The sequence below is a fragment of the Erwinia sp. JUb26 genome, assembly GCF_003751505.1.
In the GTDB taxonomy this organism is placed as follows: Bacteria; Pseudomonadota; Gammaproteobacteria; order Enterobacterales; family Enterobacteriaceae; genus Erwinia.
The window spans coordinates 496481-519303 of record NZ_RJVB01000002.1 but is presented as its reverse complement, the minus strand read 5'-3'; the positions used below and the strand labels follow the sequence as shown (position 1 = coordinate 519303).

23 protein-coding genes are annotated in these 22823 nt (G+C 55.5%); 16 read left to right on the top strand and 7 right to left on the bottom strand.

Going from position 1 to position 22823, the window contains the following annotated elements:
* Positions 1 to 172 precede the first annotated feature (172 nt).
* The 9 genes from hflX to EC836_RS07455 all read left to right on the top strand — a co-directional run bounded on the left by hflX (position 173) and on the right by EC836_RS07455 (position 11175).
* Positions 173 to 1453, top strand: coding sequence for a ribosome rescue GTPase HflX (gene hflX / locus EC836_RS07495; protein WP_123331656.1), 1281 nt, complete (start codon positions 173 to 175; stop codon positions 1451 to 1453).
* Positions 1454 to 1521: 68 nt separating this feature from the next.
* On the top strand, positions 1522 to 2784 hold the full coding sequence (hflK, locus tag EC836_RS07490) for an FtsH protease activity modulator HflK (protein WP_123331655.1): 1263 nt from the start codon (positions 1522 to 1524) through the stop codon (positions 2782 to 2784).
* 3 nt (positions 2785 to 2787) lie between these two features.
* Positions 2788 to 3792 (top strand): protease modulator HflC, encoded by a 1005-nt coding sequence (hflC, locus tag EC836_RS07485; protein ID WP_123331652.1) that lies wholly within the window; start codon positions 2788 to 2790, stop codon positions 3790 to 3792.
* 99 nt (positions 3793 to 3891) lie between these two features.
* A complete protein-coding gene (locus tag EC836_RS07480) occupies positions 3892 to 4092 on the top strand; it encodes a DUF2065 domain-containing protein (RefSeq protein WP_123331650.1) in 201 nt (66 codons plus the stop codon).
* A 135-nt stretch (positions 4093 to 4227) separates the two neighbouring features.
* On the top strand, positions 4228 to 5526 hold the full coding sequence (locus EC836_RS07475; RefSeq protein ID WP_123331648.1) for an adenylosuccinate synthase: 1299 nt from the start codon (positions 4228 to 4230) through the stop codon (positions 5524 to 5526).
* 197 nt (positions 5527 to 5723) lie between these two features.
* A complete protein-coding gene (gene nsrR, locus EC836_RS07470; RefSeq protein ID WP_123331646.1) occupies positions 5724 to 6167 on the top strand; it encodes a nitric oxide-sensing transcriptional repressor NsrR in 444 nt (147 codons plus the stop codon).
* A 16-nt stretch (positions 6168 to 6183) separates the two neighbouring features.
* Entirely contained in the window at positions 6184 to 8631 is a 2448-nt protein-coding gene (gene rnr / locus EC836_RS07465; protein ID WP_123331644.1) for a ribonuclease R, read from the top strand.
* A gap of 89 nt (positions 8632 to 8720) precedes the next feature.
* Positions 8721 to 9458, top strand: coding sequence for a 23S rRNA (guanosine(2251)-2'-O)-methyltransferase RlmB (rlmB, locus tag EC836_RS07460; RefSeq protein WP_123331642.1), 738 nt, complete (start codon positions 8721 to 8723; stop codon positions 9456 to 9458).
* 85 nt (positions 9459 to 9543) lie between these two features.
* Positions 9544 to 11175 (top strand): isovaleryl-CoA dehydrogenase, encoded by a 1632-nt coding sequence (locus tag EC836_RS07455; RefSeq protein WP_123331640.1) that lies wholly within the window; start codon positions 9544 to 9546, stop codon positions 11173 to 11175.
* Here the strand turns inward: EC836_RS07455 and bsmA are convergent.
* The gene (gene bsmA / locus EC836_RS07450; RefSeq protein ID WP_123331638.1) at positions 11149 to 11475 is read right to left on the bottom strand and encodes a biofilm peroxide resistance protein BsmA; all 327 of its coding nucleotides are present in this window, start codon (positions 11473 to 11475) and stop codon (positions 11149 to 11151) included. The two genes, EC836_RS07455 and bsmA, sit on opposite strands and share 27 nt — an antisense overlap.
* A gap of 355 nt (positions 11476 to 11830) precedes the next feature.
* On the opposite strand from bsmA, the gene rpsF reads away from it, so the two are divergent.
* From rpsF to rplI, 4 genes are read left to right on the top strand one after another with little or no spacing between them, the layout of a single operon-like run.
* Positions 11831 to 12229: a 30S ribosomal protein S6 gene (gene rpsF / locus EC836_RS07445; RefSeq protein ID WP_123331636.1), complete on the top strand. Its 399-nt coding sequence runs from the start codon at positions 11831 to 11833 to the stop codon at positions 12227 to 12229.
* A 5-nt stretch (positions 12230 to 12234) separates the two neighbouring features.
* Entirely contained in the window at positions 12235 to 12552 is a 318-nt protein-coding gene (priB, locus tag EC836_RS07440) for a primosomal replication protein N (protein WP_123331634.1), read from the top strand.
* 4 nt (positions 12553 to 12556) lie between these two features.
* Positions 12557 to 12784: a 30S ribosomal protein S18 gene (rpsR, locus tag EC836_RS07435; RefSeq protein WP_123331632.1), complete on the top strand. Its 228-nt coding sequence runs from the start codon at positions 12557 to 12559 to the stop codon at positions 12782 to 12784.
* Positions 12785 to 12822: 38 nt separating this feature from the next.
* Entirely contained in the window at positions 12823 to 13275 is a 453-nt protein-coding gene (rplI, locus tag EC836_RS07430; RefSeq protein ID WP_123331631.1) for a 50S ribosomal protein L9, read from the top strand.
* Between the two features lie 93 nt (positions 13276 to 13368).
* Here the strand turns inward: rplI and EC836_RS07425 are convergent, their stop codons facing one another.
* The 3 genes from EC836_RS07425 to EC836_RS07415 all read right to left on the bottom strand — a co-directional run bounded on the left by EC836_RS07425 (position 13369) and on the right by EC836_RS07415 (position 14800).
* Positions 13369 to 13692, bottom strand: coding sequence for a hypothetical protein (locus EC836_RS07425; RefSeq protein WP_233599155.1), 324 nt, complete (start codon positions 13690 to 13692; stop codon positions 13369 to 13371).
* The gene (locus EC836_RS07420; RefSeq protein WP_233599202.1) at positions 13689 to 13976 is read right to left on the bottom strand and encodes a helix-turn-helix domain-containing protein; all 288 of its coding nucleotides are present in this window, start codon (positions 13974 to 13976) and stop codon (positions 13689 to 13691) included. The genes EC836_RS07425 and EC836_RS07420 overlap by 4 nt, the downstream gene beginning before the upstream one ends.
* Positions 13977 to 14260: 284 nt before the next feature.
* Positions 14261 to 14800, bottom strand: a complete 540-nt coding sequence (locus EC836_RS07415) for an OapA family protein (RefSeq protein ID WP_123331627.1) — start codon at positions 14798 to 14800, stop codon at positions 14261 to 14263.
* A 377-nt stretch (positions 14801 to 15177) separates the two neighbouring features.
* On the opposite strand from EC836_RS07415, the gene fklB reads away from it, so the two are divergent.
* A complete protein-coding gene (gene fklB / locus EC836_RS07405) occupies positions 15178 to 15798 on the top strand; it encodes an FKBP-type peptidyl-prolyl cis-trans isomerase (RefSeq protein WP_123331623.1) in 621 nt (206 codons plus the stop codon).
* A 45-nt stretch (positions 15799 to 15843) separates the two neighbouring features.
* Here fklB and EC836_RS07400 read toward each other — a convergent pair whose 3' ends face one another.
* The gene (locus tag EC836_RS07400) at positions 15844 to 17781 is read right to left on the bottom strand and encodes a bifunctional 2',3'-cyclic-nucleotide 2'-phosphodiesterase/3'-nucleotidase (RefSeq protein WP_123331621.1); all 1938 of its coding nucleotides are present in this window, start codon (positions 17779 to 17781) and stop codon (positions 15844 to 15846) included.
* Positions 17782 to 18108: 327 nt separating this feature from the next.
* Here EC836_RS07400 and cysQ point away from each other — a divergent pair, with 327 nt between their 5' ends.
* On the top strand, positions 18109 to 18855 hold the full coding sequence (cysQ, locus tag EC836_RS07395) for a 3'(2'),5'-bisphosphate nucleotidase CysQ (RefSeq protein ID WP_123331619.1): 747 nt from the start codon (positions 18109 to 18111) through the stop codon (positions 18853 to 18855).
* A 94-nt stretch (positions 18856 to 18949) separates the two neighbouring features.
* On the opposite strand, the gene EC836_RS07390 is transcribed toward cysQ, so the two are convergent.
* Positions 18950 to 19507 carry a YtfJ family protein gene (locus EC836_RS07390; protein ID WP_123331617.1) on the bottom strand — a complete coding sequence of 186 codons (558 nt, stop codon included), beginning with the start codon at positions 19505 to 19507 and terminating at the stop codon, positions 18950 to 18952.
* 318 nt (positions 19508 to 19825) lie between these two features.
* On the opposite strand from EC836_RS07390, the gene EC836_RS07385 reads away from it, so the two are divergent.
* Positions 19826 to 20032 (top strand): DUF1107 domain-containing protein, encoded by a 207-nt coding sequence (locus EC836_RS07385; protein WP_123331615.1) that lies wholly within the window; start codon positions 19826 to 19828, stop codon positions 20030 to 20032.
* Positions 20033 to 21029: 997 nt separating this feature from the next.
* On the opposite strand, the gene EC836_RS07380 is transcribed toward EC836_RS07385, so the two are convergent.
* Positions 21030 to 22364 carry a hemolysin family protein gene (locus EC836_RS07380; RefSeq protein ID WP_123331613.1) on the bottom strand — a complete coding sequence of 445 codons (1335 nt, stop codon included), beginning with the start codon at positions 22362 to 22364 and terminating at the stop codon, positions 21030 to 21032.
* Between the last annotated feature and the right edge of the window lie 459 nt (positions 22365 to 22823).

Below are 22823 nucleotides of genomic sequence, written 5' to 3'. Positions count from 1 at the left end.
GAATCGTTCCCCGTCCTGGCAAATGTGTTATCCCGTTTTTCTCATCTCGCTTTGGGCGGGATGATATTGCGTAAAAATATCGTTTATTGAGCTGTGTGCGCCATGTTTACGCTGTTTTGATGCAGTATGGCCATCGGGTAGCAGGTTCAACCAGGTTCTGAGAGGTTTAAGTTTGTTTGACCGTTATGATGCCGGTGAGCAGGCCGTACTGGTACACATCTATTTTTCGCAAGACAAAGATATGGAAGATCTGCAGGAGTTTGAAAACCTCGTGTCTTCCGCTGGCGTAGAAGCGCTCCGTGTCGTGACCGGCAGTCGCAAAGCGCCACATCCTAAATACTTTGTCGGTGAAGGAAAAGCTGTAGAAATTGCCGAAGCGGTAAAAGAGAGCGGGGCTTCCGTGGTGCTGTTTGACCACTCGCTCAGCCCGGCCCAGGAGCGTAATCTTGAAGCGCTCTGTGAGTGCCGCGTTATCGACCGTACCGGGTTAATCCTGGACATCTTCGCGCAGCGCGCCCGAACTCATGAAGGTAAATTACAGGTAGAACTGGCGCAGCTGCGTCATCTTGCGACCCGTCTTGTACGCGGCTGGACGCACCTTGAGCGCCAGAAAGGCGGTATCGGTTTGCGTGGCCCGGGTGAAACCCAGCTCGAAACCGACCGTCGGTTATTAAGAAACCGTATAACGCTGATTCTTTCCCGTCTTGAACGTGTTGAAAAGCAGCGCGAGCAGGGCAGGCAGGCACGAAGCAAAGCCGATGTGCCGACCGTATCGCTGGTGGGTTATACCAACGCCGGTAAGTCCACCCTGTTCAACCGCTTAACGTCTGCCGATGTCTATGCGGCAGACCAATTGTTTGCCACGCTGGACCCGACGCTGCGCCGGGTCAACGTTGCTGACGTCGGTGAAGTTGTGTTGGCCGACACGGTGGGCTTTATCCGCCATCTGCCTCATGACCTGGTCGCGGCGTTTAAGGCCACGCTGCAGGAAACCCGTCAGGCGACGCTGCTGCTGCACGTGATTGATGCCGCCGATGTGCGTCTTGAAGAGAACATCAACGCGGTAAACGTCGTGCTGGAAGAGATCGAGTCCGATGAGATCCCCAGCCTGCTGATCATGAACAAGATTGATATGCTGGAAGATTTTGTTCCGCGCATCGATCGTAATGAAGAAAACCTGCCGATCCGCGTTTGGTTGTCCGCACAAACCGGTGAGGGGATCCCGCTACTGTTCCAGGCGTTGACCGAACGCCTGGCCGGTGAAATTGCGCAGTATGATTTGCGTTTGCCGCCGGAAGCGGGGCGGCTGCGCAGTCGTTTTTATCAGCTTCAGGCGATAGAAAAAGAGTGGAATGAGGATGATGGTAGCGTAGGTTTACAGGTACGCATGCCGATCGTTGACTGGCGACGTCTGTGTAAACAGGTACCGGAGCTGGTGGATTACATTGTTTGACTGATTTTGCCTGACACGCGTATCCCGGTTTGGGGTACCACCGCACACACAATTAATGGAGCATAAACATGGCGTGGAATCAGCCCGGAAATAACGGACAGGACCGCGACCCGTGGGGAAGCAGCAATAATCAAGGCGGCAACTCTGGGGGAAATAAGGGAGGACGTGATAAAGGTCCTCCTGATTTGGATGATATCTTCCGTAAGCTGAGCAATAAGCTTGGTGGTCTGGGCGGTGGCAAAAAAGGTGGCGATGGCGGCGGCAACGGTAACGGTAACGATCAGCGTCGCTCCGGCAATACCGGGCGTCTGGTCAGCATCGCGGCAGCGGCTGTGGTGGTTATCTGGGCCGGTAGCGGTTTCTATACCATCAAAGAAGCCGAGCGTGGCGTAGTGACGCGCTTTGGTAAATTCAGCCATCTGGTTGAGCCGGGCCTGAACTGGAAGCCAACCTTTATCGATCAGGTTCGTGCCGTCAACGTTGAGGCGGTGCGCGAGCTTTCTGCCTCCGGTACGATGCTGACATCTGATGAAAACGTCGTGCGCGTGGAAATGAACGTGCAGTATCGCATTACCAATCCAGAACGTTATCTGTTCTCGGTCACCAGCGCGGATGACAGTCTGCGTCAGGCAACTGACAGCGCCCTGCGCGGCGTGATTGGTCGCTCAACGATGGACCGTATCCTGACCGAAGGCCGTACCGTCGTGCGTAGCGATACCCAGCGCGAGCTGGAAGAAACCATTCGCCCTTACGATATGGGGATCACGCTGCTGGACGTTAACTTCCAGACGGCACGTCCACCGGAAGAGGTGAAGGCCGCATTTGATGATGCGATCGCCGCCCGTGAAAACCGCGAGCAGAAAGTGCGTGAGGCGGAAGCCTATGCCAACGGAGAAATTCCGGTAGCCCGTGGTAAAGCACAGGAAACGCTGGAAAAAGCACGTGCGTACAAAGCACGAATCACGCTGGAAGCGCAAGGTGAAGTGGACAGCTTTGCACGTATTCTGCCGGAGTATAAAGCCGCACCGCAGATTACCCGCGAACGTCTGTATATCGAAACCATGGAACGCGTGCTGGGCCATACTCGTAAAGTGCTGGTGAATGACAAAGGCAACAGCCTGATGGTTCTGCCACTGGATCAGCTGATGCGTGGCCAGTCAGGCAGCGCACCGGCGAGCAGCGCTGACAGCACCGGCCTGATGCGCACGCCTCCTGCCAGCAGCGGTAGCGAACGCGCCAGCAGCAGTACGTCGTTCAGCCCGGACGACATCATGGATCAGCGCCGGGTGAACTCCCAGCGCAACGATACCCAGCGCGAAGGGAGAGAGTAACTGATGCGTAAGCCATTAATCGTATTATTGATTGTTGTGCTGGTGGTGCTGTACGCGTCACTGTTTGTTGTACAGGAAGGCCAGCGCGGCATTGTGATGCGCTTCGGTAAAGTTCTGCGTGATGATGAGAACAAGCCGCTGGTCTATGCGCCAGGCCTGCACTTTAAGATCCCATTCCTGGAATCTATGAAGCCGCTCGATGCCCGTATCCAGACCATGGATAACCAGGCCGACCGCTTCGTGACCAAAGAGAAGAAAGATCTGATCGTTGACTCCTATATCAAATGGCGTATCAGCGATTTCAGCCGCTACTACCTCGCCACCGGGGGTGGTGATGTTTCCCAGGCTGAAGTTCTGCTGAAACGTAAGTTCAGTGACCGTCTGCGTTCTGAGATTGGTCGCCTGGACGTTAAAGATATCGTTACCGACTCACGTGGTCGTCTGACTACCGACGTTCGCGATGCGCTGAACACCGGTAGCGCCGGTCAGGATGATGAAGTGGCCACGCCGGCAGCGGATGATGCGATTGCTTCGGTCGCGGCGCGCGTTGAGCGTGAAACGTCGAGCAAAGAACCGTCAATCAACCCGAACAGCATGGCTGCGCTGGGTATTCAGGTGGTGGATGTGCGCATTAAGCAGATCAACCTGCCAACTGAAGTATCAGACGCGATCTTTGCCCGTATGCGTGCCGAGCGTGAATCTGTTGCCCGCAGCCAGCGTGCGCAGGGTGATGAAGAAGCAGCAAAAGTGACCGCGCAGGCGGATTATGAAGTGGCCTTCATCGGTGCTCAGGCAGAACGCCAGGCGCGTATCACCCGCGGTGAAGGTGATGCTGAAGCGGCGAAACTGTTTGCTGATGCCTTCAGTCAGGACCAGGACTTCTACGCGTTTATGCGTAGCCTGCGTGCCTACGAGAACAGCTTCAAGAGCAACCAGGACGTGATGGTGCTCAGCCCGGATAGCGACTTCTTCCGCTTTATGAAGAATCCGTCTACCACGACGCGCTGATAATCTGTTATAACTGCGAAAGGCCGGAATTTCCGGCCTTTTTTTATGGCCGGAGTTTGCCCGGCAGCGGCTGGCAGAACAGTAACGAGATCGACGAAGATGAATGCAATTGTGTGGATGGCGGTGGGCCTGGTGCTGGTTTTTGAAGGGCTGGGGCCGATGCTCTGGCCGCGTATCTGGCGGCGGATGATTTTGTCGATGGCGCAGCTACCGGATGCACTACTGCGCAGGGTCGGCGGCGGGCTGGTGGTGGCGGGTGCTGTGATCTACTACATGATTAGCGTACACAACGGCGGCTAAATCCGCAGCAGGTTGTGATATTTGCCCCGATATGGCGATTGTCGGCAAAAAAGTACGCAATCGTATGCTAAAACAGCTGAAAGACTAAAATGACGATGGTAGAATCCATTTTTAAGCAATCGGTGATTTTGAGAAATGGGTAAGAACGTCGTCGTACTGGGCACCCAATGGGGTGACGAAGGTAAAGGTAAGATTGTTGACCTCCTGACGGAACGTGCTAAATACGTAGTGCGCTATCAGGGCGGCCATAACGCTGGCCATACGCTAGTCATCAACGGTGAAAAAACCGTCCTCCACTTAATTCCATCTGGCATCCTGCGTGAAAACGTCACCAGCATCATCGGCAACGGTGTTGTGCTGTCTCCGGCTGCTCTGATGAAAGAGATGAAAGGTCTGGAAGATCGCGGCTTCCCGGTACGCGAACGTCTGTTCATTTCTGAGGCCTGCCCGCTGATCCTTGAGTACCACGTGGCGCTGGACGTTGCGCGCGAAAAAGCACGCGGCGCGAAAGCAATCGGTACGACCGGTCGCGGTATTGGCCCGGCTTACGAAGATAAAGTGGCTCGTCGCGGCCTGCGCGTTGGCGACCTGTTTAACAAAGAAACCTTCGCAGCCAAACTGAAAGAAGTGATGGAATATCATAACTTCCAGCTGGTTAACTACTACAAAACCGACGCGGTTGACTACGATAAAGTGCTGGCGGATACCCTGGCGATTGCCGATATCCTGACCGGTATGGTGGTTGACGTGTCTGAACTGCTGGACGGCGCGCGCAAGCGTGGCGACCTGATCATGTTCGAAGGCGCACAGGGTACGCTGCTGGATATCGACCACGGTACCTATCCGTACGTGACTTCGTCTAACACCACCGCCGGTGGCGTGGCAACGGGTTCAGGTATTGGTCCGCGCTATGTGGATTACGTTCTGGGCATCGTTAAAGCCTACTCCACTCGCGTGGGTGCAGGTCCGTTCCCAACCGAACTGTTCGACGAAACCGGTGAGTTCCTGTGTGAGAAGGGCAACGAGTTCGGTGCCACCACAGGCCGTCGTCGTCGTACCGGCTGGCTGGATGCGGTTGCTGTGCGTCGCGCCGTGCAGATCAACTCCCTTTCTGGCTTCTGCATGACCAAACTGGACGTGCTGGATGGCCTGAAAGAAGTGAAAATCTGTGTGGCATACCGCATGCCTGACGGCAGCGAAGTGACCACCACGCCGCTGGCAGCAGAAAACTGGGAAGGTATCGAGCCAATCTACGAAACCATGCCAGGCTGGAGCGAAACGACCTTTGGCGTGAAAACGCGCGATGGTCTGCCGCAGGCAGCGCTTGACTACATTAAGCGCGTTGAAGAAGTGACCGGTGTACCCGTTGATATTATTTCAACCGGTCCGGACCGTAGTGAAACGATGATTTTGCGCGACCCGTTTGACGCATAATTGTATTTCAGGCCGGGCATTGCCCGGCCAGATCCTTTCCTGCACTGGTTTCATGCCGTTCCCGTCAGTTCTTTTCACCCATGCCGCTTGTTTAAATAAAATCGCCCCTTTGCGGTGGCTGGTTTATTATCATTGCTAACAAAGTCCATTCTTAAGCGGATGACAGCTTCAATACGGGTTTTATCCTTGAGGTTACTGTGCAGCTAACCAGTTTTACCGATTACGGCTTACGTGCGCTGATCTATCTTGCCTCTTTACCAGAGGGCCAGATGACCAGCATCAGCGAAGTGACAGACACATATGGCGTGTCCCGTAATCATATGGTCAAAATTATCAATCAACTTAGCCGTGCCGGTTATATCGCGGCGATGCGCGGTAAAAATGGCGGTATCCGCCTGGGCAGACCGGCTGAGGAGATTGTGATTGGTCAGGTAGTCCGTGATATGGAACCGCTGCAACTGGTGAACTGCCACAGCGATTTCTGCCATATCACCTCTGCCTGCCGCCTGAAAAAGGCGCTGCATGATGCTGTCCAGAGCTTCCTGCGGGAACTGGACAACTACACCCTGGCTGACCTGGTGGAAGACAACCATCCGCTTTACAAAATTTTGCTGACCGACCGCGTGTCGCTCAGCAGCTGACAACGGAGGAACCTCGATGTCAAAAGATCCCTTTCAGGAAAGAGAAGCTGAAAAGTACGAAAACCCTATTCCCAGCCGTGAGTTTATTCTCGCTCACCTGGACAAACGCGAAAAGCCTGCCAGCCGTGAAGAGCTGGCGGTAGAACTATCCATTAACACTGAAGAGCAGATCGAAGCGCTGCGTCGCCGCCTGCGCGCGATGGAGCGTGACGGGCAGCTGGTCTTCACCCGCCGCCAGTGCTACGCGCTGCCGGAACGCCTCGACCTGTTAAAAGGCAAAGTCATTGGCCATCGCGATGGCTTCGGCTTCCTGCGCATCGAAGGTAGCAAAGACGATCTGTACCTCTCTGCCGAGCAGATGAAGATGTGCATGCACGGCGATATCATTCTCGCCCAGGCCATGGGCGCCGATCGTCGTGGTCGCCGTGAAGTGCGCGTGGTGCGCGTAGTAGAACCGCGCAGCGCACAGATTGTTGGCCGCTATTTTACCGATGCCGGCGTGGGCTTCGTCGTTCCCGACGACAGCCGCCTGAGCTTCGATATTATTATCCCAGCCGAAGAGCTGATGGGCGCCAAAATGGGCTTTGTGGTGGTGGTGGAGCTCACGCAGCGCCCAACCCGCCGCACTAAAGCCATTGGTAAAATCGTCGAAGTGCTCGGCGATAATATGGGTACCAGCCTGGCCGTAGAAATGGCGCTGCGCACCCATGATATTCCGCACGTCTGGCCGCCGGAGCTGGAAAAACAGATCGCTCATCTGAGTGAAGAAGTGCCGGAAGAGGCGAAAAAAGGCCGTGTGGATCTGCGCGATCTGCCGCTGGTCACCATTGATGGTGAAGATGCCCGCGACTTCGATGATGCCGTATTCTGCGAACGTAAGCGCGGCGGCGGCTGGCGCCTGTGGGTCGCGATTGCCGACGTCAGCTACTACGTGCGTCCCGGCACGCCGCTGGATGCCGAAGCGATTAACCGTGGCACGTCGGTTTACTTCCCATCTCAGGTCGTACCGATGCTGCCGGAGGTGCTGTCTAACGGCCTGTGTTCACTGAACCCGGAGGTGGATCGTCTCTGCATGGTGTGCGAGATGACCGTGTCCTCTACCGGTAAGCTGACCGGCTACAAGCACTATGAAGCGGTCATGAACTCGTTCGCGCGCCTGACCTATAACAAGGTGTGGAACATTCTGCAGGGTGACCAGGATCTGCGCGAGCAGTATCAGCCGCTGGTGAAAGACCTGGAAGAGCTGCACCGCATGTATCTGGCGCTGGAGAAATCCCGTGAGCAGCGCGGCGGCATTTCGTTTGAAACGGATGAAGCGAAGTTTATCTTCAACGCCGAACGCCGTATCGATCGTATTGAGCAGGTCTCCCGCAACGATGCGCACAAACTGATCGAAGAGTGCATGATCCTCGCCAACATCGCCTCGGCGCGCTTCGTTGAGAAAAACAACGAGCCTGCGCTGTTCCGCGATCACGATCGCCCAAGCGATGACAGCATCAAAAGCTTCCGCTCCGTGCTGAACGAGCTGGGCCTGACGCTGCCGGGTGGCAATAAACCTCAGCCGCTGGATTACGCCGAACTGCTGAACCAGATCGCCGGACGTCCCGATCATGAAATGCTGCAAACCATGCTGCTGCGCTCCATGAAGCAGGCGGTTTACGATCCGGAAAACCGTGGTCACTTCGGTCTGGCGCTGGCTTCCTACGCGCACTTCACCTCGCCGATCCGTCGTTATCCGGATCTGCTGTTGCACCGCGCGATTAAGTATCTGGTGGCGAAAGAGAACAACACGCTGCAGGGGAATACCACGCCAACCGGCGGTTTCCACTACGATCTGCAGCAGATGCTGCAGTTTGGCCAGCACTGTTCGATGACCGAGCGCCGCGCTGATGAAGCGACGCGCGACGTTGCCGACTGGCTGAAGTGCGACTTCATGCACGACCAGGTGGGTGAAACCTTCAGCGGTGTGATTTCGAGCGTCACCGGCTTTGGCTTCTTCGTGCGCCTGGACGATCTGTTTATCGACGGTCTGGTGCACGTGTCGACGCTGGACAACGACTACTACCGCTTTGATGCGGTTGGTCAGCGTCTGATCGGCGAGTCCGGTGGCCGTACCTACCGCCTGGGCGACTCGGTGGAAGTGCGCGTTGATGCCGTGCATATGGACGAGCGTAAAATCGATTTCGCGCTGATCTCCAGCCAGCGTAAACCGCGTGGCGAAGGCAAAACCGAGCGCGATCGTGAAAAACGCGGCGCGGCTAAAAACAGCGGTAATCGCCGTCGCGCCCCGCGCCCGGGCAGCAAAAACTTCGAGCCGGACGCTGCCTTCCGCACCGCTGGCGAGTCGAAAAGCGCTCAGCCAGCAAAAAGCGAGAAAAAGCCGCGCAGGCCGTCGGATAAAACCCGTAAAATCGCCGCCGCCACCAAAGCGAAACGCGCAGGGAAAAAATCCGACCGCGACTAACCGAGCGGTGGAAATACACTGTAGCAGGGGGGCGAGCGCTGACGCGTTTGCCCCTTTCAACTGAATGATGACCTTTGAGTAACTGAACCATGAGTGAAATTGTTTTTGGTATCCACGCCGTGCAGGCGCTGCTGGACAGCGACCCGCAGCGTTTCCAGGAAGTCTTTATCCAGAAAGGGCGCGACGATCGCCGCTTACAGACGCTGGTGAAAGCGCTGGAAGCGCAGGGCGTGGTGATCCAGGTGGCCAACAAGCAGATGCTGGACAGCACCTCTGAGGGTGCGGTGCATCAGGGCATTATTGCCCGCATCAGGCCGGGCCGTCAGTATCAGGAAGGGGATCTCCCCGACCTGTTAGAAAGCCTGGAAAGTCCGTTCTTTCTGATCCTCGACGGCGTAACCGATCCGCATAACCTGGGTGCCTGCCTGCGTAGCGCAGACGCCGCCGGCGTTCATGCGGTTATCGTGCCGAAAGATCGCTCCGCAGCCCTGAACGCAACCGCGAAGAAAGTGGCCAGCGGTGCCGCCGAGCACGTGCCGCTGATCCGCGTAACCAACCTGGCACGCACCATGCGCCAGCTGCAGGAATTCAACGTGTGGATTGTCGGCACCGCCGGTGAAGCAGATCACGACCTGTATCAGAGCAAAATGACCGGTCCGATGGCGCTGGTGATGGGTGCAGAAGGCGAGGGCATGCGCCGCCTGACGCGTGAGCACTGCGACGAGCTGATCAGCATTCCGATGGCGGGCAGCGTGTCATCACTGAACGTCTCCGTCGCGACCGGGATCTGCCTGTTTGAAGCGGTACGCCAGCGTAGCGTGAAGTAAATTGTCCGGGGCGTGACCTGCGCCCCAGCATTCTCCGCCACCCGTTTTATCCTGTCATCTGGCCCGTTTTAAACAGGATGCCGTGATGGACTGGAAAACCCATACTGTCTTCAATCAACCCACCCCCCTGAATAACAGCAATCTGTTTCTTTCCGATATTCCGCTGCGTGACGCCGTACTGCGTCATGGCGCTGGCTGGGATGCTGAACGTCTGGCTTCCGTCGGACAACAGCTGGGCAGCGCGGAATCGCTTGAGCTGGGGAGGCTGGCAAACCGTAATCCGCCGGAGCTGCTGCGCTACGATGCTGCGGGAGAAAGGCTGGACGATGTCCGCTTCCATCCGGCATGGCATCTGCTGATGCAGGGGTTGTGCGCTAACCACGTGCACAACCTGCCGTGGTTGCCCGATGCGCCAGAGAACGCCTTCGTGGCGCGCGCCGCGCGTTTTATTCTGCATGCCCAGGTTGAGGCCGGAACGCTGTGCCCGGTCACCATGACCTTCGGCGCTATCCCGCTGCTACAGCGCTATTTGCCCGCTGAATTTCACAACTGGCTGCCGGGCCTGCTCTCCGATCGCTACGATGCACACCTGCAGCCGGGTGAACTCAAGCGCGGGCTGCTGATCGGCATGGGCATGACCGAAAAGCAGGGCGGAACCGACGTGCTGAGTAATACCACCCGCGCTGAACCCGTCGACCGTCGTGGCTCCGGTGAATGCTATCGGCTGGTGGGGCATAAATGGTTTTTCTCGGTGCCGCAAAGCGATGCCCATCTGATGCTGGCTCAGACCTCCGCTGGCCTGTCATGCTTTTTCCTGCCGCGACTGCTTCCAGACGGCACGCGTAATGGCGTGCAGATCGAGCGGCTAAAAGACAAGCTCGGCAACCGCTCCAACGCCAGTGGCGAAGTGGAGTTTCGGGACGCACTTGGCTGGCTGATTGGCGACGAGGGCGAAGGCGTGCGGCAAATCCTGAAAATGGGCGGTTACACCCGCTTTGACTGCGCGTTGGGCAGCCACGGACAGATGCGCCGCGCATTCTCGGTGGCTCTGTATCATGCCCATCAGCGGCAGGTGCAGGGAAAAAAACTGGTGGATCAGCCGCTGATGCGCCAGGTACTGGCCTCGCAGGCGCTAATACTGGAAGGCCAAACGGCGCTACTGATGCGCCTCGCACGCGCCTGGTCAGAGGGCAAAGAGGAAACCGAGCGTGGCTACAGTCGGCTGCTGACCCCGGCCGCGAAGTATGTCATCTGCAAGCGCGGCATCCCTTTTGTCGCCGAATCCATGGAGGTGCTCGGCGGCATCGGCTACTGCGAGGACAGTGAACTGCCCCGACTCTATCGCGAAATGCCGGTTAACAGTATCTGGGAAGGGTCCGGCAATGTGATGTGCCTTGACGTGCTGCGGGTCTTGCTTAAGCAGCCTGCGCTTGGTGAAAGGCTGGAGGCGCAGTTTGCCGAAGTGAAAGGCATCAATCGCCACGTTGACCAGCAGTGGCGTCAGCTCAGATTAATGCTGCGCCAGCCGGATGAAGCGCGGGCGCGGAGCCTCGTCGAGCGGCTGTTTGCGCTGGCGACCGCAGAGCAGGTGCTGCGCCATCTGGAGCCGCCGCTGGCGGATGCCTGGTGCCGCCAGCAGCTGGACCCACGCGGTGGCACGGCGATCCCCGAAGACGTCTGCCAGCGGCTGTTATTGCGCGCCAGCGGCATGAGCTGAAGGGCCGTAGAAGATAGCTGAGGCGTACCACATGCCGGGCGCGACCGTCTCGCTCACCAGTTGGATAAGATAGTAGCTGGCACCACTGGCGTTGGCTTTTTCCGCCAGCGCCCGTTCGGCATCGTCCGGGGAACCGCGCACCGTCACGCTGGCCGTACCGAGCCGGGTCAGATTGGTGGTTTGGGCGCGGACGATCTCCTGCGCGTGGTTCGCTGGCGGCGGGGGCGGCTGGGGCGTGGTTTTCAGCGCGCTGCAGGCGCTCAGCAGCAGGATGACGGATAACGCGATTATCGGACGCATCTTCAGCTCTCTTTGATGGCAGTGGCATGAGTTTACGCTATTCCCCGATAGAGGGAGTCGATTTCACCAAAAATGCCTGCGCCAGATGAGCAGAATCCTGCACCGGCGGTGGTTGTCGCAGCGGCTTTTAGCAAGAATTCATCGCCCGTTCTGCAGCCGCGTTTTATTTCTCAGCGCGCTCGATCTTTACCTTGTGTTTCCTATCCCTCGCCAGTATTATTACGCGTCAATTTTTTCAGCCGCATTCTCAAGTTGTAACCTGCAAATCGTTGGTTACGGCTTATAACGTTCCTTGCTTCCATGGGCCGCGGTTGACCCCGACAGGAGGCTGAATAATCCGTAAGGAGCAAATTCGATGCGTCATTACGAAATCGTATTTATGGTTCACCCTGACCAGAGCGAACAGGTTCCTGGCATGATCGAGCGCTACTCTGCCACCATCACTGGTGCAGAAGGTACGATCCACCGCCTGGAAGACTGGGGCCGTCGTCAGCTGGCTTACCCGATCAACAAACTGCACAAAGCCCACTACGTTCTGCTGAACGTTGAAGCTCCGCAGGAAGCGATCGATGAGCTGGAAACTAACTTCCGCTTCAACGACGCCGTTATCCGCAGCATGGTTATGCGCGTTAAGCACGCGGTAACTGAAGCATCTCCGATGGTTAAAGCGAAAGACGAACGTCGTGGCGATCGCCGCGAAGACTTCGCTAACGAAACCTCAGATGATGCAGATGCTGGGGATTCTGAAGAGTAATTTCTATGACGGCTAACCGTCTGACGCTGTCTGGCACCGTGTGCAAGACGCCGATGCGAAAAGTCAGCCCGTCAGGAATTCCACACTGCCAGTTCGTGCTTGAGCATCGTTCACAGCAGGTGGAAGCCGGTTTTACCCGGCAAGCCTGGTGCCGTATGCCGGTGATTATCAGCGGCAAAGCCCATCAGGCCATTACTCAAAGTATAACGGTCGGCACGCAGGTCACGGTTCAGGGGTTTATTTGCAGCCATCAAGGGCGCAATGGCCTGAACAAACTCGTACTGCATGCCGAGCAGATTGAATTGATAGATTCTGGAGACTAGCCTAATGGCACGTTATTTCCGTCGTCGCAAGTTCTGCCGTTTCACCGCGGAAGGCGTTATTGAGATCGATTACAAAGATATCGCAACGCTGAAAAACTACATCACTGAAAGCGGCAAGATCGTACCAAGCCGTATCACCGGTACTCGTGCAAAATACCAGCGTCAGCTGGCTCGCTGCATCAAGCGCGCTCGTTACCTGTCCCTGCTGCCGTACACCGATCGTCATCAGTAACGGCAACTGTCTATTAACGACTTTAAGAGGATAAGGTAATGCAAGTTATTCTGCTTGATAAAGTAGCAAACCTGGGCACCCTGGGCGACCAGGTAAACGTTAAAGCGGGCTACGCTCGTAACTTCCTGGTACCACAGGGCAAAGCTGTTCCTGCTACCAAGAAAAACGTTGAGTTCTTCGAAGCACGCCGTGCAGAACTGGAAGCCAAACTGGCTGACGTTCTGTCTGCTGCTAACGCTCGCGCTGAGAAAATCATCGCACTGGGCACCGTTACCATCGCGTCTAAAGCAGGCGACGAAGGTAAACTGTTCGGTTCCATCGGTACCCGCGACATCGCTGATGCAGTCACTGCAGCTGGCGTTGAAGTGGCTAAGAGCGAAGTTCGCCTGCCGAACGGCGTTCTGCGCACCACCGGTGAGCACGAAGTGGACTTCCAGGTTCACAGCGAAGTATTCGCGAAACTGATCGTGAATGTAGTTGCTGAAGCTTAATCGCTTTTAGCAATAAAAAAACGCCGGCCTCGTGCCGGCGTTTTTGTTTCCGTCAACTGCCTGCAATTCGTAAGTCTTCATCCCCAATCCTGGCTATTTCTCAAAGTCTTTGTGCAACCTGGCCAGAACGTTAAAGATTGGCTCACCAGCTTTGTGAGGAATCTTCAGTCTGGTAAAGACTCTTTTCCAGTCCGCCAGCGCGGACAGGGTCTGCTCTATATACTCTTCGGCCTTTAGATACTTGTAGTCTTTACAGATCTCGATAATACGCTTTCTGGATGGCTTACCGGGCGTGCGGCCGCCGAAGCCAGTGGTGTGCTCACCCATGGCCCTGCCGCCCTTGAGGAGTTCACCGACTTTAGTGCTGTTGCTCAATACGGTGAGTGCCGTGGTGTGCTTAAACCCTTTCTTCATCATCGCATTCCCCGCTTGCGTTTGGCATTTTTAAGTTCATCCATGGAATGCGGATGCTCGGGACTGAAAAGTTTAGTCACGGCATTACGCTCATCGAGAGCGGTAGCGAGGAGAATCAGGGCTTCTAATGTGACTATTCCCGTCGTCTCGAATCTCTTAATGGTACTTTCAGACACACCCGATTTTTCAGCAAGAGTCCTGCGAGAGAGGTTTTTCGAGAGACGAAGTGTTTTAGCGTTCTCTCCAATACTTCGGGCGATATCTGCTGGTGAATGGAGTAAATGCATGAAAGACATGGCTGGCCTCAATATATTTCATTAATGGCTATATATAGACAGTTATAGCATTAAAATGACAGAAATTGGTCATATAAGAACATTTTAAAGGTGTTCATACTAAAGAGTAAAATCAAAGTGAAATGGGGGATATGGCAAAAAACACTAAAAATTAATATGGGGTCTTCTGCATACGGAGCGGTGGAAGGTGAGGTGAGACACCTTCAACACCTGCCCGGTATTTGTTTCCTCTACTCATGCATATCCATGCACGTTAAACGCAGACAGCTTCAGCCCTAACGTGCGCGAATAAAGGATCCGTCCGCCTGGCGGGTAAACAGGATCTCTCCGCTGGCTGATTCCAGCGTCAGCCCCGTCACCACACCGGCGGCATTCTGCCGAATTCTCACTTTCTGCCCTGCGTTTAACGTGCTGAGCGGCTTATCGCTGCCCTCAACCTGCGCCATCGCGAAAACATCGTTCACCGGCAAATTATTATCCCGGAACAGCTGGGCCAGTGTCTGGCCGGAAGCAATCGTGTAATTGTGCCACTGTCCGCGAGAATCCCCCTGCGAGTTGTCCTGTGGGAGGTCGTCGGCGATAGTGGCCTGCAGCGGCACTTCCGTGCCCTCAGAACCGCTTTGCAGCGGCGTAACCGGCACCCGCTGTGGCGACGGCGCTGGCCACAGGAAGGCCAGCAGGATCACCACGACGGCGGCGATAATGCCGCGGCGATGGGGCGCGGGGAGCGGATCCATCCAGCGCATCCCGTCCGGCAGATGCCAGATATGGCTGAGCCATGCAGGAGCACGTGAAACCTTAGATGCGTTTGGCATAGCTTCCTCCTTTCGGCGCATGCCGCGCGCCAACAGTGAGATTCTGGCCATCCCGCTTTTCCATGCAAAAGAGAAACGTGGCTGGCTTTTTCTGCGCCGGCGGGCAATTTGGCCCATTTATACCTCTGAGTACACTGTAGCTGAACCGGTTACCCCCAGGGTGAAAAAATTCCGCAATCTGGACAAACGTGGTCTGTTTTTATTCGGGGAACAGGCATGACACACTGTGCGGTAACCATTTGAGCATTCTGAATAATTGAAGACATTATTGTTTCTCTTTCGCGATCAAAAGTCACCAGTGGAAGATGGGATTTTACGCACGTTCTCTGCGCTGTTATGCTTCGCCTTCGGTTTTATCAATGATGAAAGGAAAATCCATGACAACCCCTTCTTTTGACAGTGTAGAAGCGCAAGCAAGTTACGGTATCGGTTTACAGGTTGGTCAGCAGCTGCAGGAATCTGGCCTGCAGGGTTTGCAACCAGAGGCGCTACTGGCGGGTCTGCGTGATGCGCTGGAAGGGAATGCCCCGGCGGTTCCTGTTGATGTTGTTCATCGTGCGCTGCGTGAAGTTCACGAACGCGCTGAAGTTGTGCGTCAGGAGCGTCAGAAAGCGCTGGCGGTAGAAGGTCAGAAATTCCTGGAAGAGAATGCGAAGCGTGACGGCGTCAGCAGCACCGAAACCGGTCTGCAGTTTAGCGTACTGACTCAGGGTGAAGGCACCATTCCATCCCGTCAGGACCGCGTACGCGTTCACTACACCGGTAAACTGATCGACGGCAGCGTCTTTGACAGTTCAGTACAGCGCGGCGAACCGGCGGAATTCCCGGTAAGCGGCGTGATCCCAGGCTGGATTGAAGCGCTGACCCTGATGCCGGTTGGCTCCAAGTGGGAACTGGTTATCCCTCACAACCTGGCTTACGGCGAGCGTGGTGCTGGCGCATCCATCCCGCCATACAGCACGCTGGTATTCGAAGTCGAGCTGCTGGAAATTCTGTAATTCCTCAGGTGCGCCCCACGGGGCGCACCTGTTGCTGTTCCCTCTCTACTGCAGTTTCAACTGGTAAATCGCAAAGCCTGTTTCATCCGTTGCCACCTGTTTCAGCGGGTACTGCCCGTGGCTGCGAATAAACTCAGCGGCTTTCTCCCCCGGTGCGGTCTCAAAACGAATATCCAGCGGCGTATCACTGACTATCGGTGCCAGGCGCCAGTTATTATCGGCCTGCGGCTTCACCTCGCCTTCCGCTTTAGTTTGCGCGCTGATGTAAGCGGCGACCACCGAACGGTTCTCATCCGGTGAGGCAAACGCGACCTGCTTTTCCCCCGTGCCCGCAAATTTCCCACCGTAAGCGCGATAGTTATTGGTGGCAACGAGGAAGGTGGCTTCAGGATCGATCGGTTTACCCTGATAGGCCAGATCGCGAATGCGCGAGCTTTGTGCATCAATTAGCTGGCACTCGCTGTCATAGCGTGCGGGTTGAGTGATATCAATCTGGTAAGTCACGCCGTCAATCACATCGAAATTGTAGGTACGGAAGTCCCAGTTAATCAGCGACTGCGGCCTGCTGCTGTGAATATCAATCTGATTAAACTGCCCGGCGGAGCACTCCAGCCACTCTTTCACCTGGGCACCGCTAACTTTCAGTACCACCAGGGTGTTCGGGTAGAGGTAGAGATCGGCGGCGTTACGGAACGTCAGCTGACCTTTATCTACTTCAACATAGCTCGCCGGATCGTTTTTACGGCCCCCGGCCTTAAACGGCGCTGCGGCGGACAGCACCGGCAGGCGAGCGAGGTCGGGGTCGCCCTGAATAAAGCGCTCGGTATAGTCACGCTGGGCGTTATTGACGATCTGCACGGTCGGGTCGTCCTGCACCAGCGACAGGTAACTGGCCATCACGTCGGCGGATTTGCCGATCGGCTGGCTGACAAACTCGCGCGTAGCACTATGGTCGTCGGCCAGCACCTTCACCAGCGCCGGATCTTCCGCCGCCAGCGACTGTTTCGCCGCCTTGTCATAGACAGGCCGGGCTTCTGCTTTCGCGCTGCTCACCTTCCAGCTTCCGCTCTCGTTATTCAGCACCAAATCGACCACGCCGAGATGATCGCCCCACATCCCGGGCATCACTGCCGGAATGCCGTTCAGCGTCCCCTGGTTGATGTCAGCGCCCTTAATCGCGGCGAAGTCGGCGCTGGGGAACACGGCGTGCGCGTGGCCAAACATAATGGCATCAATGCCCGGAACCAGGCTGAGGTAGTAAACGGAGTTTTCCGCCAGCGCATGATACGGCTCGCTGGACAGGCCGGAGTGCGGAATGGCTACCACGATATCGGCCCCCTGAGCGCGCATCTCCGGCACCCATTTTTTCGCCGTGGCGGTAATGTCCTCGACGGTGACCTTACCGCTGAGATTCTTTTTGTCCCAGACCATGATCTGCGGTGGGACAAAGCCGATATAGCCGACCTTCAGAGTATGTTCTTTGCCATCACGATCGTGCACTTTCACCGGCTCAATCAGAAAGGGCGTAAACAGCGGCTTACCGCTGGTGACGTCAATAATATTGGCGTTCACGTAGGGGAAACGCGCGCCGTGAATTGCTTTTTTCAGGTAGTCGAGGCCGTAATTAAACTCGTGATTGCCCAGGTTGCCGACGCTGTAGTTCAGGGTGTTCATCGCCTTATAGACCGGGTGAACCTCGCCCTCATTCAACCCTTTTGCCGCCATATAATCGCCCAGCGGACTGCCCTGGATCACGTCGCCGTTATCCACCAGCACACTGTTCGTTGCCTGCTGGCGGGCTGCGGCGATCAGCGATGCCGTTCGCACCAGGCCATACTTATCGGTTGGCCGATCCTTGTAGTAATCGAAATCCATCATATTGCTGTGCAGATCGGTGGTTTCCATAATACGAAAATCGACCGTAGCCGCCTGTAAAGTGCTGCTCACCATGAGTGCAACCAGCGTAATACCGGGCTTGAACATAGTTTCTCCCTTTCTGAGTTCTGACTGAATTTGTGTAACCATCTCAGAAAATTATGAAAACTTGACGTCATGCTGCAAGAAAATGTGATCTAAAACCTGTATTTAGCGGTATCTCGCCGAAAAAACATGAACTGTGAGGATCGCCTGTCGCTTTGGTAGAAAATAATCAAAACAGTGTCATCACCGGGCCGTTGTACGTTATGCTTTTGAAAATCAATGGCTAACCTGCTGTTAACCCGAGCTGAAGTGAACTGCTATCCTCAGTAGAGTGCTTTGGCGTTTGCCCGGTGAGAGCAGGCGTATATGAATACGATCGGGAGGTGGACAGTGTTAGAACAAATTTGCCAGCTGGCACGTGAAGCAGGTGATGCAATTATGCAGGTGTATGACGCACCCACACCGTTAGATGTGGCACACAAATCCGATGATTCCCCGGTAACGGCGGCGGATATTGCGGCACATAAAATTATTGTTGCCGGGCTACTGGCGCTTTCCCCGCAGATCCCGGTCCTGTCCGAAGAAGATCCGGCCGACTGGCAGACGCGTCAGGGCTGGCAGACTTACTGGCTGGTGGATCCGCTGGATGGCACCAAAGAGTTTATCAAGCGCAACGGCGAGTTTACCGTCAATATCGCGCTAATTGAGGACGGAAAGCCGGTGCTGGGCGTAGTGTATGCGCCGGTGCTGGACGTGATGTATTCTGCCGCGGAAGGCAAAGCCTGGAAGGAAGAGGGCGGCCACACCGAGCAGATTCAGGTCCGCGATGCGCGGCCACCGCTGGTTGTCATCAGCCGTTCACACGCGAAATCCGATCTGGAGCTGAAAGAGTACCTTGAGCAGATGGGCGAACATCAGACCACGGCGATTGGTTCATCGCTGAAGTTTTGCCTGGTGGCAGAAGGCAAAGCGCAGCTTTATCCGCGCTTTGGGCCGACCAATATCTGGGACACCGGCGCAGGCCATGCGGTAGCTCTGGCGGCGGGCGCGCACGTTAACGACTGGCAGGGGAAAACGCTGGACTACACGCCGCGTGAATCCTTCCTTAATCCCGGGTTCCGCGTCTCGATTTTTTAATCGTCACCGCTGTGGCCGAATATTGATAGCAGTATGACGTATCGGGTTGTTGGCCCGGCAGGAGGGTATTTCCCTCTCCTGTCGGGTTGATACTTTAATTTAAAAGCTGCTGGAGCAGCGCCATCACCTGCTTAACTTCATCCTGCGTCAGCGCGCCGTCCTTAACGAAGCGCACCTTGCCCTCTTTATCCAGCACGGCGATAGCCGAACCGCCGCTCTGCAGCTGCCATGCCTTCAGCACGCTGCCGTTGCCGTCGATAATAAACTGCGACCACGGGAACTGCTTCTTATTGCTTTCGATGCTGCTGCGCACAAACATGCCGGTACCCGGGATAGCATCATCGGTATTCACAATGGTGGTGGTCTGGTAGCGATCGTGCGGTAGTTTCGCGGCTTTGATGGCTTCAATCAGTGCAGCATTTTGCTCCTTGGCCGATGAGCGACCGGCAATATGCTGGATCACCCGCACTTTTCCTACCAGCTGCGCGCTGTTCCAGTTTTTGTAGCTAAACTTATCCTGTTGGTACACCAACTCCCCTTTGTCGGCGATGCCAACCGGCGGGACGCGCTGGTTCTCAGCCAGGTTGTGCGCACCAGCGATAAACGGCAGCAGCAGGCAGGTCAGTGCAATGAAATGTCGAACTTTGCTCATGACGGCTCCAATATTGTGTGATCGGACCAGTTGTTCACGCAGATGTAATAATAAGTGTGGATGATGCTGCTGTCGCATCGAAATAACATCTTTGCAACACACTGCACAAAACCCCGTGGATTGAAGGTTTATACTGTGACTTGTCGTTCAAATGACATAGTGCTCTGTAATGATGTGTAAACGTAGTAAAAAAATTGGGAATTAAGGACATAGAAAGCAGTCAGTGTTCTATAGTCTAATCACTTTGCGCTTCATGGATTCGTCTCTGATTTGGTTACGGACGGAGCGTACGTTAAATATTCAGGAGTACAATTAACAATGAAAATATTCCAACGCTATAACCCACTTCAGGTTGCTAAGTACGTTAAGATCCTGTTTCGTGGACGGTTGTATATTAAGGATGTTGGCGCGTTTGAGTTCGATAAGGGAAAAATCCTGCTCCCGCGCGTGAAAGATAAGCAGCATTTTAGTGTGATGTCAGAAGTGAACCGCCAGGTTCTGCGCCTCCAGTCAGAGTTTAACTGATGTAAGAGATGGCACCCTGAGGTGTGATGTTCGTTAGAGAGTAAGAAGCCGCTATCTTGTTGAGAGGGCGGCTTTTTTGTTGCCTGGTGGCTGGTGCTTCGGCGATCGGGATTCAGCCTCTGCGGCTCCCGGGCGGTCCTCGCGCCACGCTTTGCGTGGTGCCTTCGGTTCCGGCTGCGGGCCTTGCGGATCGGTGTGGAGCGGTCGTCCTGCCCGCGCCACACCTGAGCCCGCATCCATGCGGGTCTCTCCGGTCCCTCCGCCTGCACCTCAGCGCTGTGGATTGCCCGGCCGCCGCAGAGGCTGAACCCCTTGCAGCATCATCGTTGCTTTCTGGTAGGGGCTGGCAGGTCTCTCCGGTCCCGCTGTCTGTAACTCTGTGCTGCGGATTTTCTCAGCCGTAGAGACAAATTTTCTGTCGAATTTCAAACGTCGTGAGCACCTGGCTCAGTGCTGTTTTGAACGTTTCGGGAGAATGGAATTCAACACACTAATTCATTGCTAACAGAGATAAAACTGTTCGTCAGTACGCTGTTTTTTTCATGTCCGATATCCGTGCTGAAACCAGGCCCGCGAGGATAACGATTTGAACGAAGCCAACTGAGAGACATCAAAGTGAATTGGATTGCGAGCAATATCCAGCAAGAAATACATCGCATAAACAATATGTTGAGAGATTTAAGAAAGCGGTTTTCTCTAACCGTTGTTTCTAACAGGCATCTCTAACAGTTAAAAGCGGACTGGTCGGGGGCGGCTACGGGCAATCCGCAGCGCTGAACGTAGAGAGGAGGCCAGGATTCGCCAGCAGGACGCTGGCGGAAGGCTCGGTCGGGCCAGGGATGGACCGTCTGAGCCGGTCCGACCGTCTGACGAACGAAGTGAAGGTCACCGCGAAGCGGCGCGAGGACCGCCCTGGCCGCCCCTGACCAGTCGGCGCTGGCACAGTTCAGCCAGAAGAGCCAATCAGCGCTGGCACCGTTCAGCCATCACCAAAAAGTTATTCTTCGGCACCCGCTTCCGGCGCGCGCGGCAACACCGGTGCCGCCGGACGAGCATCAATTCGCGTCACCAGCAGCTGATCGATACGGTAGCTGTCGATATCCACCACCTCGAACTTGTAACCGTGGAACTTCACAAAATCGGTACGCTTGGGGATCTTGCGCAGCATAAACATCATAAAGCCGCCAATCGTCTCGTAGTTGCCCGACTGCGGGAACTCATCGATATCCAGCACGCGCATCACGTCATCAATCGGCGTACCGCCTTCCACCAGCCATGAGTTCTCGTCACGGGCCACAATCTGCTCTTCCATGCCCTGGCCGACCAGATCGCCCATCAGCGTGGTCATCACGTCATTCAGCGTAATGATCCCCACCACCAGCGCATACTCGTTCATGATCACCGCGAAGTCTTCACCGGCGGCTTTAAAGCTCTCCAGCGCTTCAGACAGCGTCAGCGTATCCGGCACAATCAGCGCCGAACGGATCTGCAGGCCGCTGTTCAGGGCCATACTCTGATTGCCCAGCACGCGCAGCAGCAGCTCCTTGGAGTCAACATAGCCGACGATATGGTCGATATCTTCATTACAGACCAGGAACTTGGAATGCGGGTGCTGGGCGATTTTCCCCTTCAGGCTGGCCTCATCCTCGTGCAGATCGAACCAGACCACGTTTTCACGCGAGGTCATCGACGACGGCACGGTGCGTGATTCCAGCTCAAACACGTTCTCAATCAGCTCGTGTTCCTGCTTACGCAGCACCCCTGCCAGCGCACCGGCTTCCACCACCGCGTAAATGTCGTCCGAGGTGATGTCATCTTTGCGCACCAGTGGGATCTTAAACAGACGGAAGATAATGTTGGCCCCGCCGTTAAAGAACCACACCAGCGGGCGGAACAGGAACAGGCATAAACGCATCGGATTGATGATTTTCTGCGCCATGCTTTCCGGTGCAATCATTCCCAGGCGTTTCGGGAAGAGGTCAGCAAACAGAATAAACAGGCTGGTGACCAGCGTGAAGGAGCAGATGAAGCTGAGGCGCTCCGCCAGTTCGGGATCCACGAACCGTTCAAACAGAGAGCGGAAAGCCGGAGAGAAAGCCGCATCACCAACGATACCGCCGAGGATCGCCACGGCGTTCAGGCCAATCTGCACGACGGTAAAGAACATCCCCGGCGTTTCCTGCATTTTCAGCACGCGCTGAGCGTTGATATTGCCTTCATCCGCCATGATTTTCAGTTTGATTTTACGGGCGGCAGCCAGAGAGATTTCTGAAAGGGAGAAGAATGAGCTGATCGCAATCAGCAGTAAAATGACAAGCAAGCTGTCTAACATACACTATCCATACAATGGCTCGTCTCTTATGGGCATTCAGTTGTATCACTGCGCGAAAAAGAGGGGCCGGGTTAATCACTTGTCATTTTTGGCCTGGGCAGCGCGCGGGATTCTGCATCATTCTGCGTATTGAGCGTACAGGGCTATCCGTGCCAAAAATGTCTGCGCCAGTTCGGCAAAACACGCCGGGGCAGAAGGGTTATCAGGTTGTGAATAAAACCTGTGCTGGGATTATAGCTGTGCCGACGAGCGCTTACAATTGCGGCGGTGTGGCGAGTGCAACTTTGCAGGTTGCGTTTTAACAAAAGGACCGCGAAAAGCAATCTGAAGTGGAATCATTCCGTAAATACAGCCTTGAAACTTGTTTGATACGGAGAGCACGTTAAACTCCATTAAGTCTATTGAATAATTACAGATTAAGCCCGGTGGATGGTGGGCTGGCAAAAAAACGGGAGTACG

Bases quoted from the DNA above. Each gene is read 5' to 3' on its own strand.
- hflK (WP_123331655.1), top strand. From the start codon at position 1,522: ATGGCGTGGAATCAGCCCGGAAATAACGGACAGGACCGCGACCCGTGG.
- hflC (WP_123331652.1), top strand. From the start codon at position 2,788: ATGCGTAAGCCATTAATCGTATTATTGATTGTTGTGCTGGTGGTGCTG.
- EC836_RS07480 (WP_123331650.1), top strand. From the start codon at position 3,892: ATGAATGCAATTGTGTGGATGGCGGTGGGCCTGGTGCTGGTTTTTGAA.
- EC836_RS07475 (WP_123331648.1), top strand. From the start codon at position 4,228: ATGGGTAAGAACGTCGTCGTACTGGGCACCCAATGGGGTGACGAAGGT.
- rnr (WP_123331644.1), top strand. From the start codon at position 6,184: ATGTCAAAAGATCCCTTTCAGGAAAGAGAAGCTGAAAAGTACGAAAAC.
- rlmB (WP_123331642.1), top strand. From the start codon at position 8,721: ATGAGTGAAATTGTTTTTGGTATCCACGCCGTGCAGGCGCTGCTGGAC.
- EC836_RS07455 (WP_123331640.1), top strand. From the start codon at position 9,544: ATGGACTGGAAAACCCATACTGTCTTCAATCAACCCACCCCCCTGAAT.
- bsmA (WP_123331638.1), bottom strand. From the start codon at position 11,475: ATGCGTCCGATAATCGCGTTATCCGTCATCCTGCTGCTGAGCGCCTGC.
- rpsF (WP_123331636.1), top strand. From the start codon at position 11,831: ATGCGTCATTACGAAATCGTATTTATGGTTCACCCTGACCAGAGCGAA.
- priB (WP_123331634.1), top strand. From the start codon at position 12,235: ATGACGGCTAACCGTCTGACGCTGTCTGGCACCGTGTGCAAGACGCCG.
- rpsR (WP_123331632.1), top strand. From the start codon at position 12,557: ATGGCACGTTATTTCCGTCGTCGCAAGTTCTGCCGTTTCACCGCGGAA.
- rplI (WP_123331631.1), top strand. From the start codon at position 12,823: ATGCAAGTTATTCTGCTTGATAAAGTAGCAAACCTGGGCACCCTGGGC.
- EC836_RS07425 (WP_233599155.1), bottom strand. From the start codon at position 13,692: ATGATGAAGAAAGGGTTTAAGCACACCACGGCACTCACCGTATTGAGC.
- EC836_RS07420 (WP_233599202.1), bottom strand. From the start codon at position 13,976: ATGCATTTACTCCATTCACCAGCAGATATCGCCCGAAGTATTGGAGAG.
- EC836_RS07415 (WP_123331627.1), bottom strand. From the start codon at position 14,800: ATGCCAAACGCATCTAAGGTTTCACGTGCTCCTGCATGGCTCAGCCAT.
- fklB (WP_123331623.1), top strand. From the start codon at position 15,178: ATGACAACCCCTTCTTTTGACAGTGTAGAAGCGCAAGCAAGTTACGGT.
- EC836_RS07400 (WP_123331621.1), bottom strand. From the start codon at position 17,781: ATGTTCAAGCCCGGTATTACGCTGGTTGCACTCATGGTGAGCAGCACT.
- EC836_RS07390 (WP_123331617.1), bottom strand. From the start codon at position 19,507: ATGAGCAAAGTTCGACATTTCATTGCACTGACCTGCCTGCTGCTGCCG.
- EC836_RS07385 (WP_123331615.1), top strand. From the start codon at position 19,826: ATGAAAATATTCCAACGCTATAACCCACTTCAGGTTGCTAAGTACGTT.
- EC836_RS07380 (WP_123331613.1), bottom strand. From the start codon at position 22,364: ATGTTAGACAGCTTGCTTGTCATTTTACTGCTGATTGCGATCAGCTCA.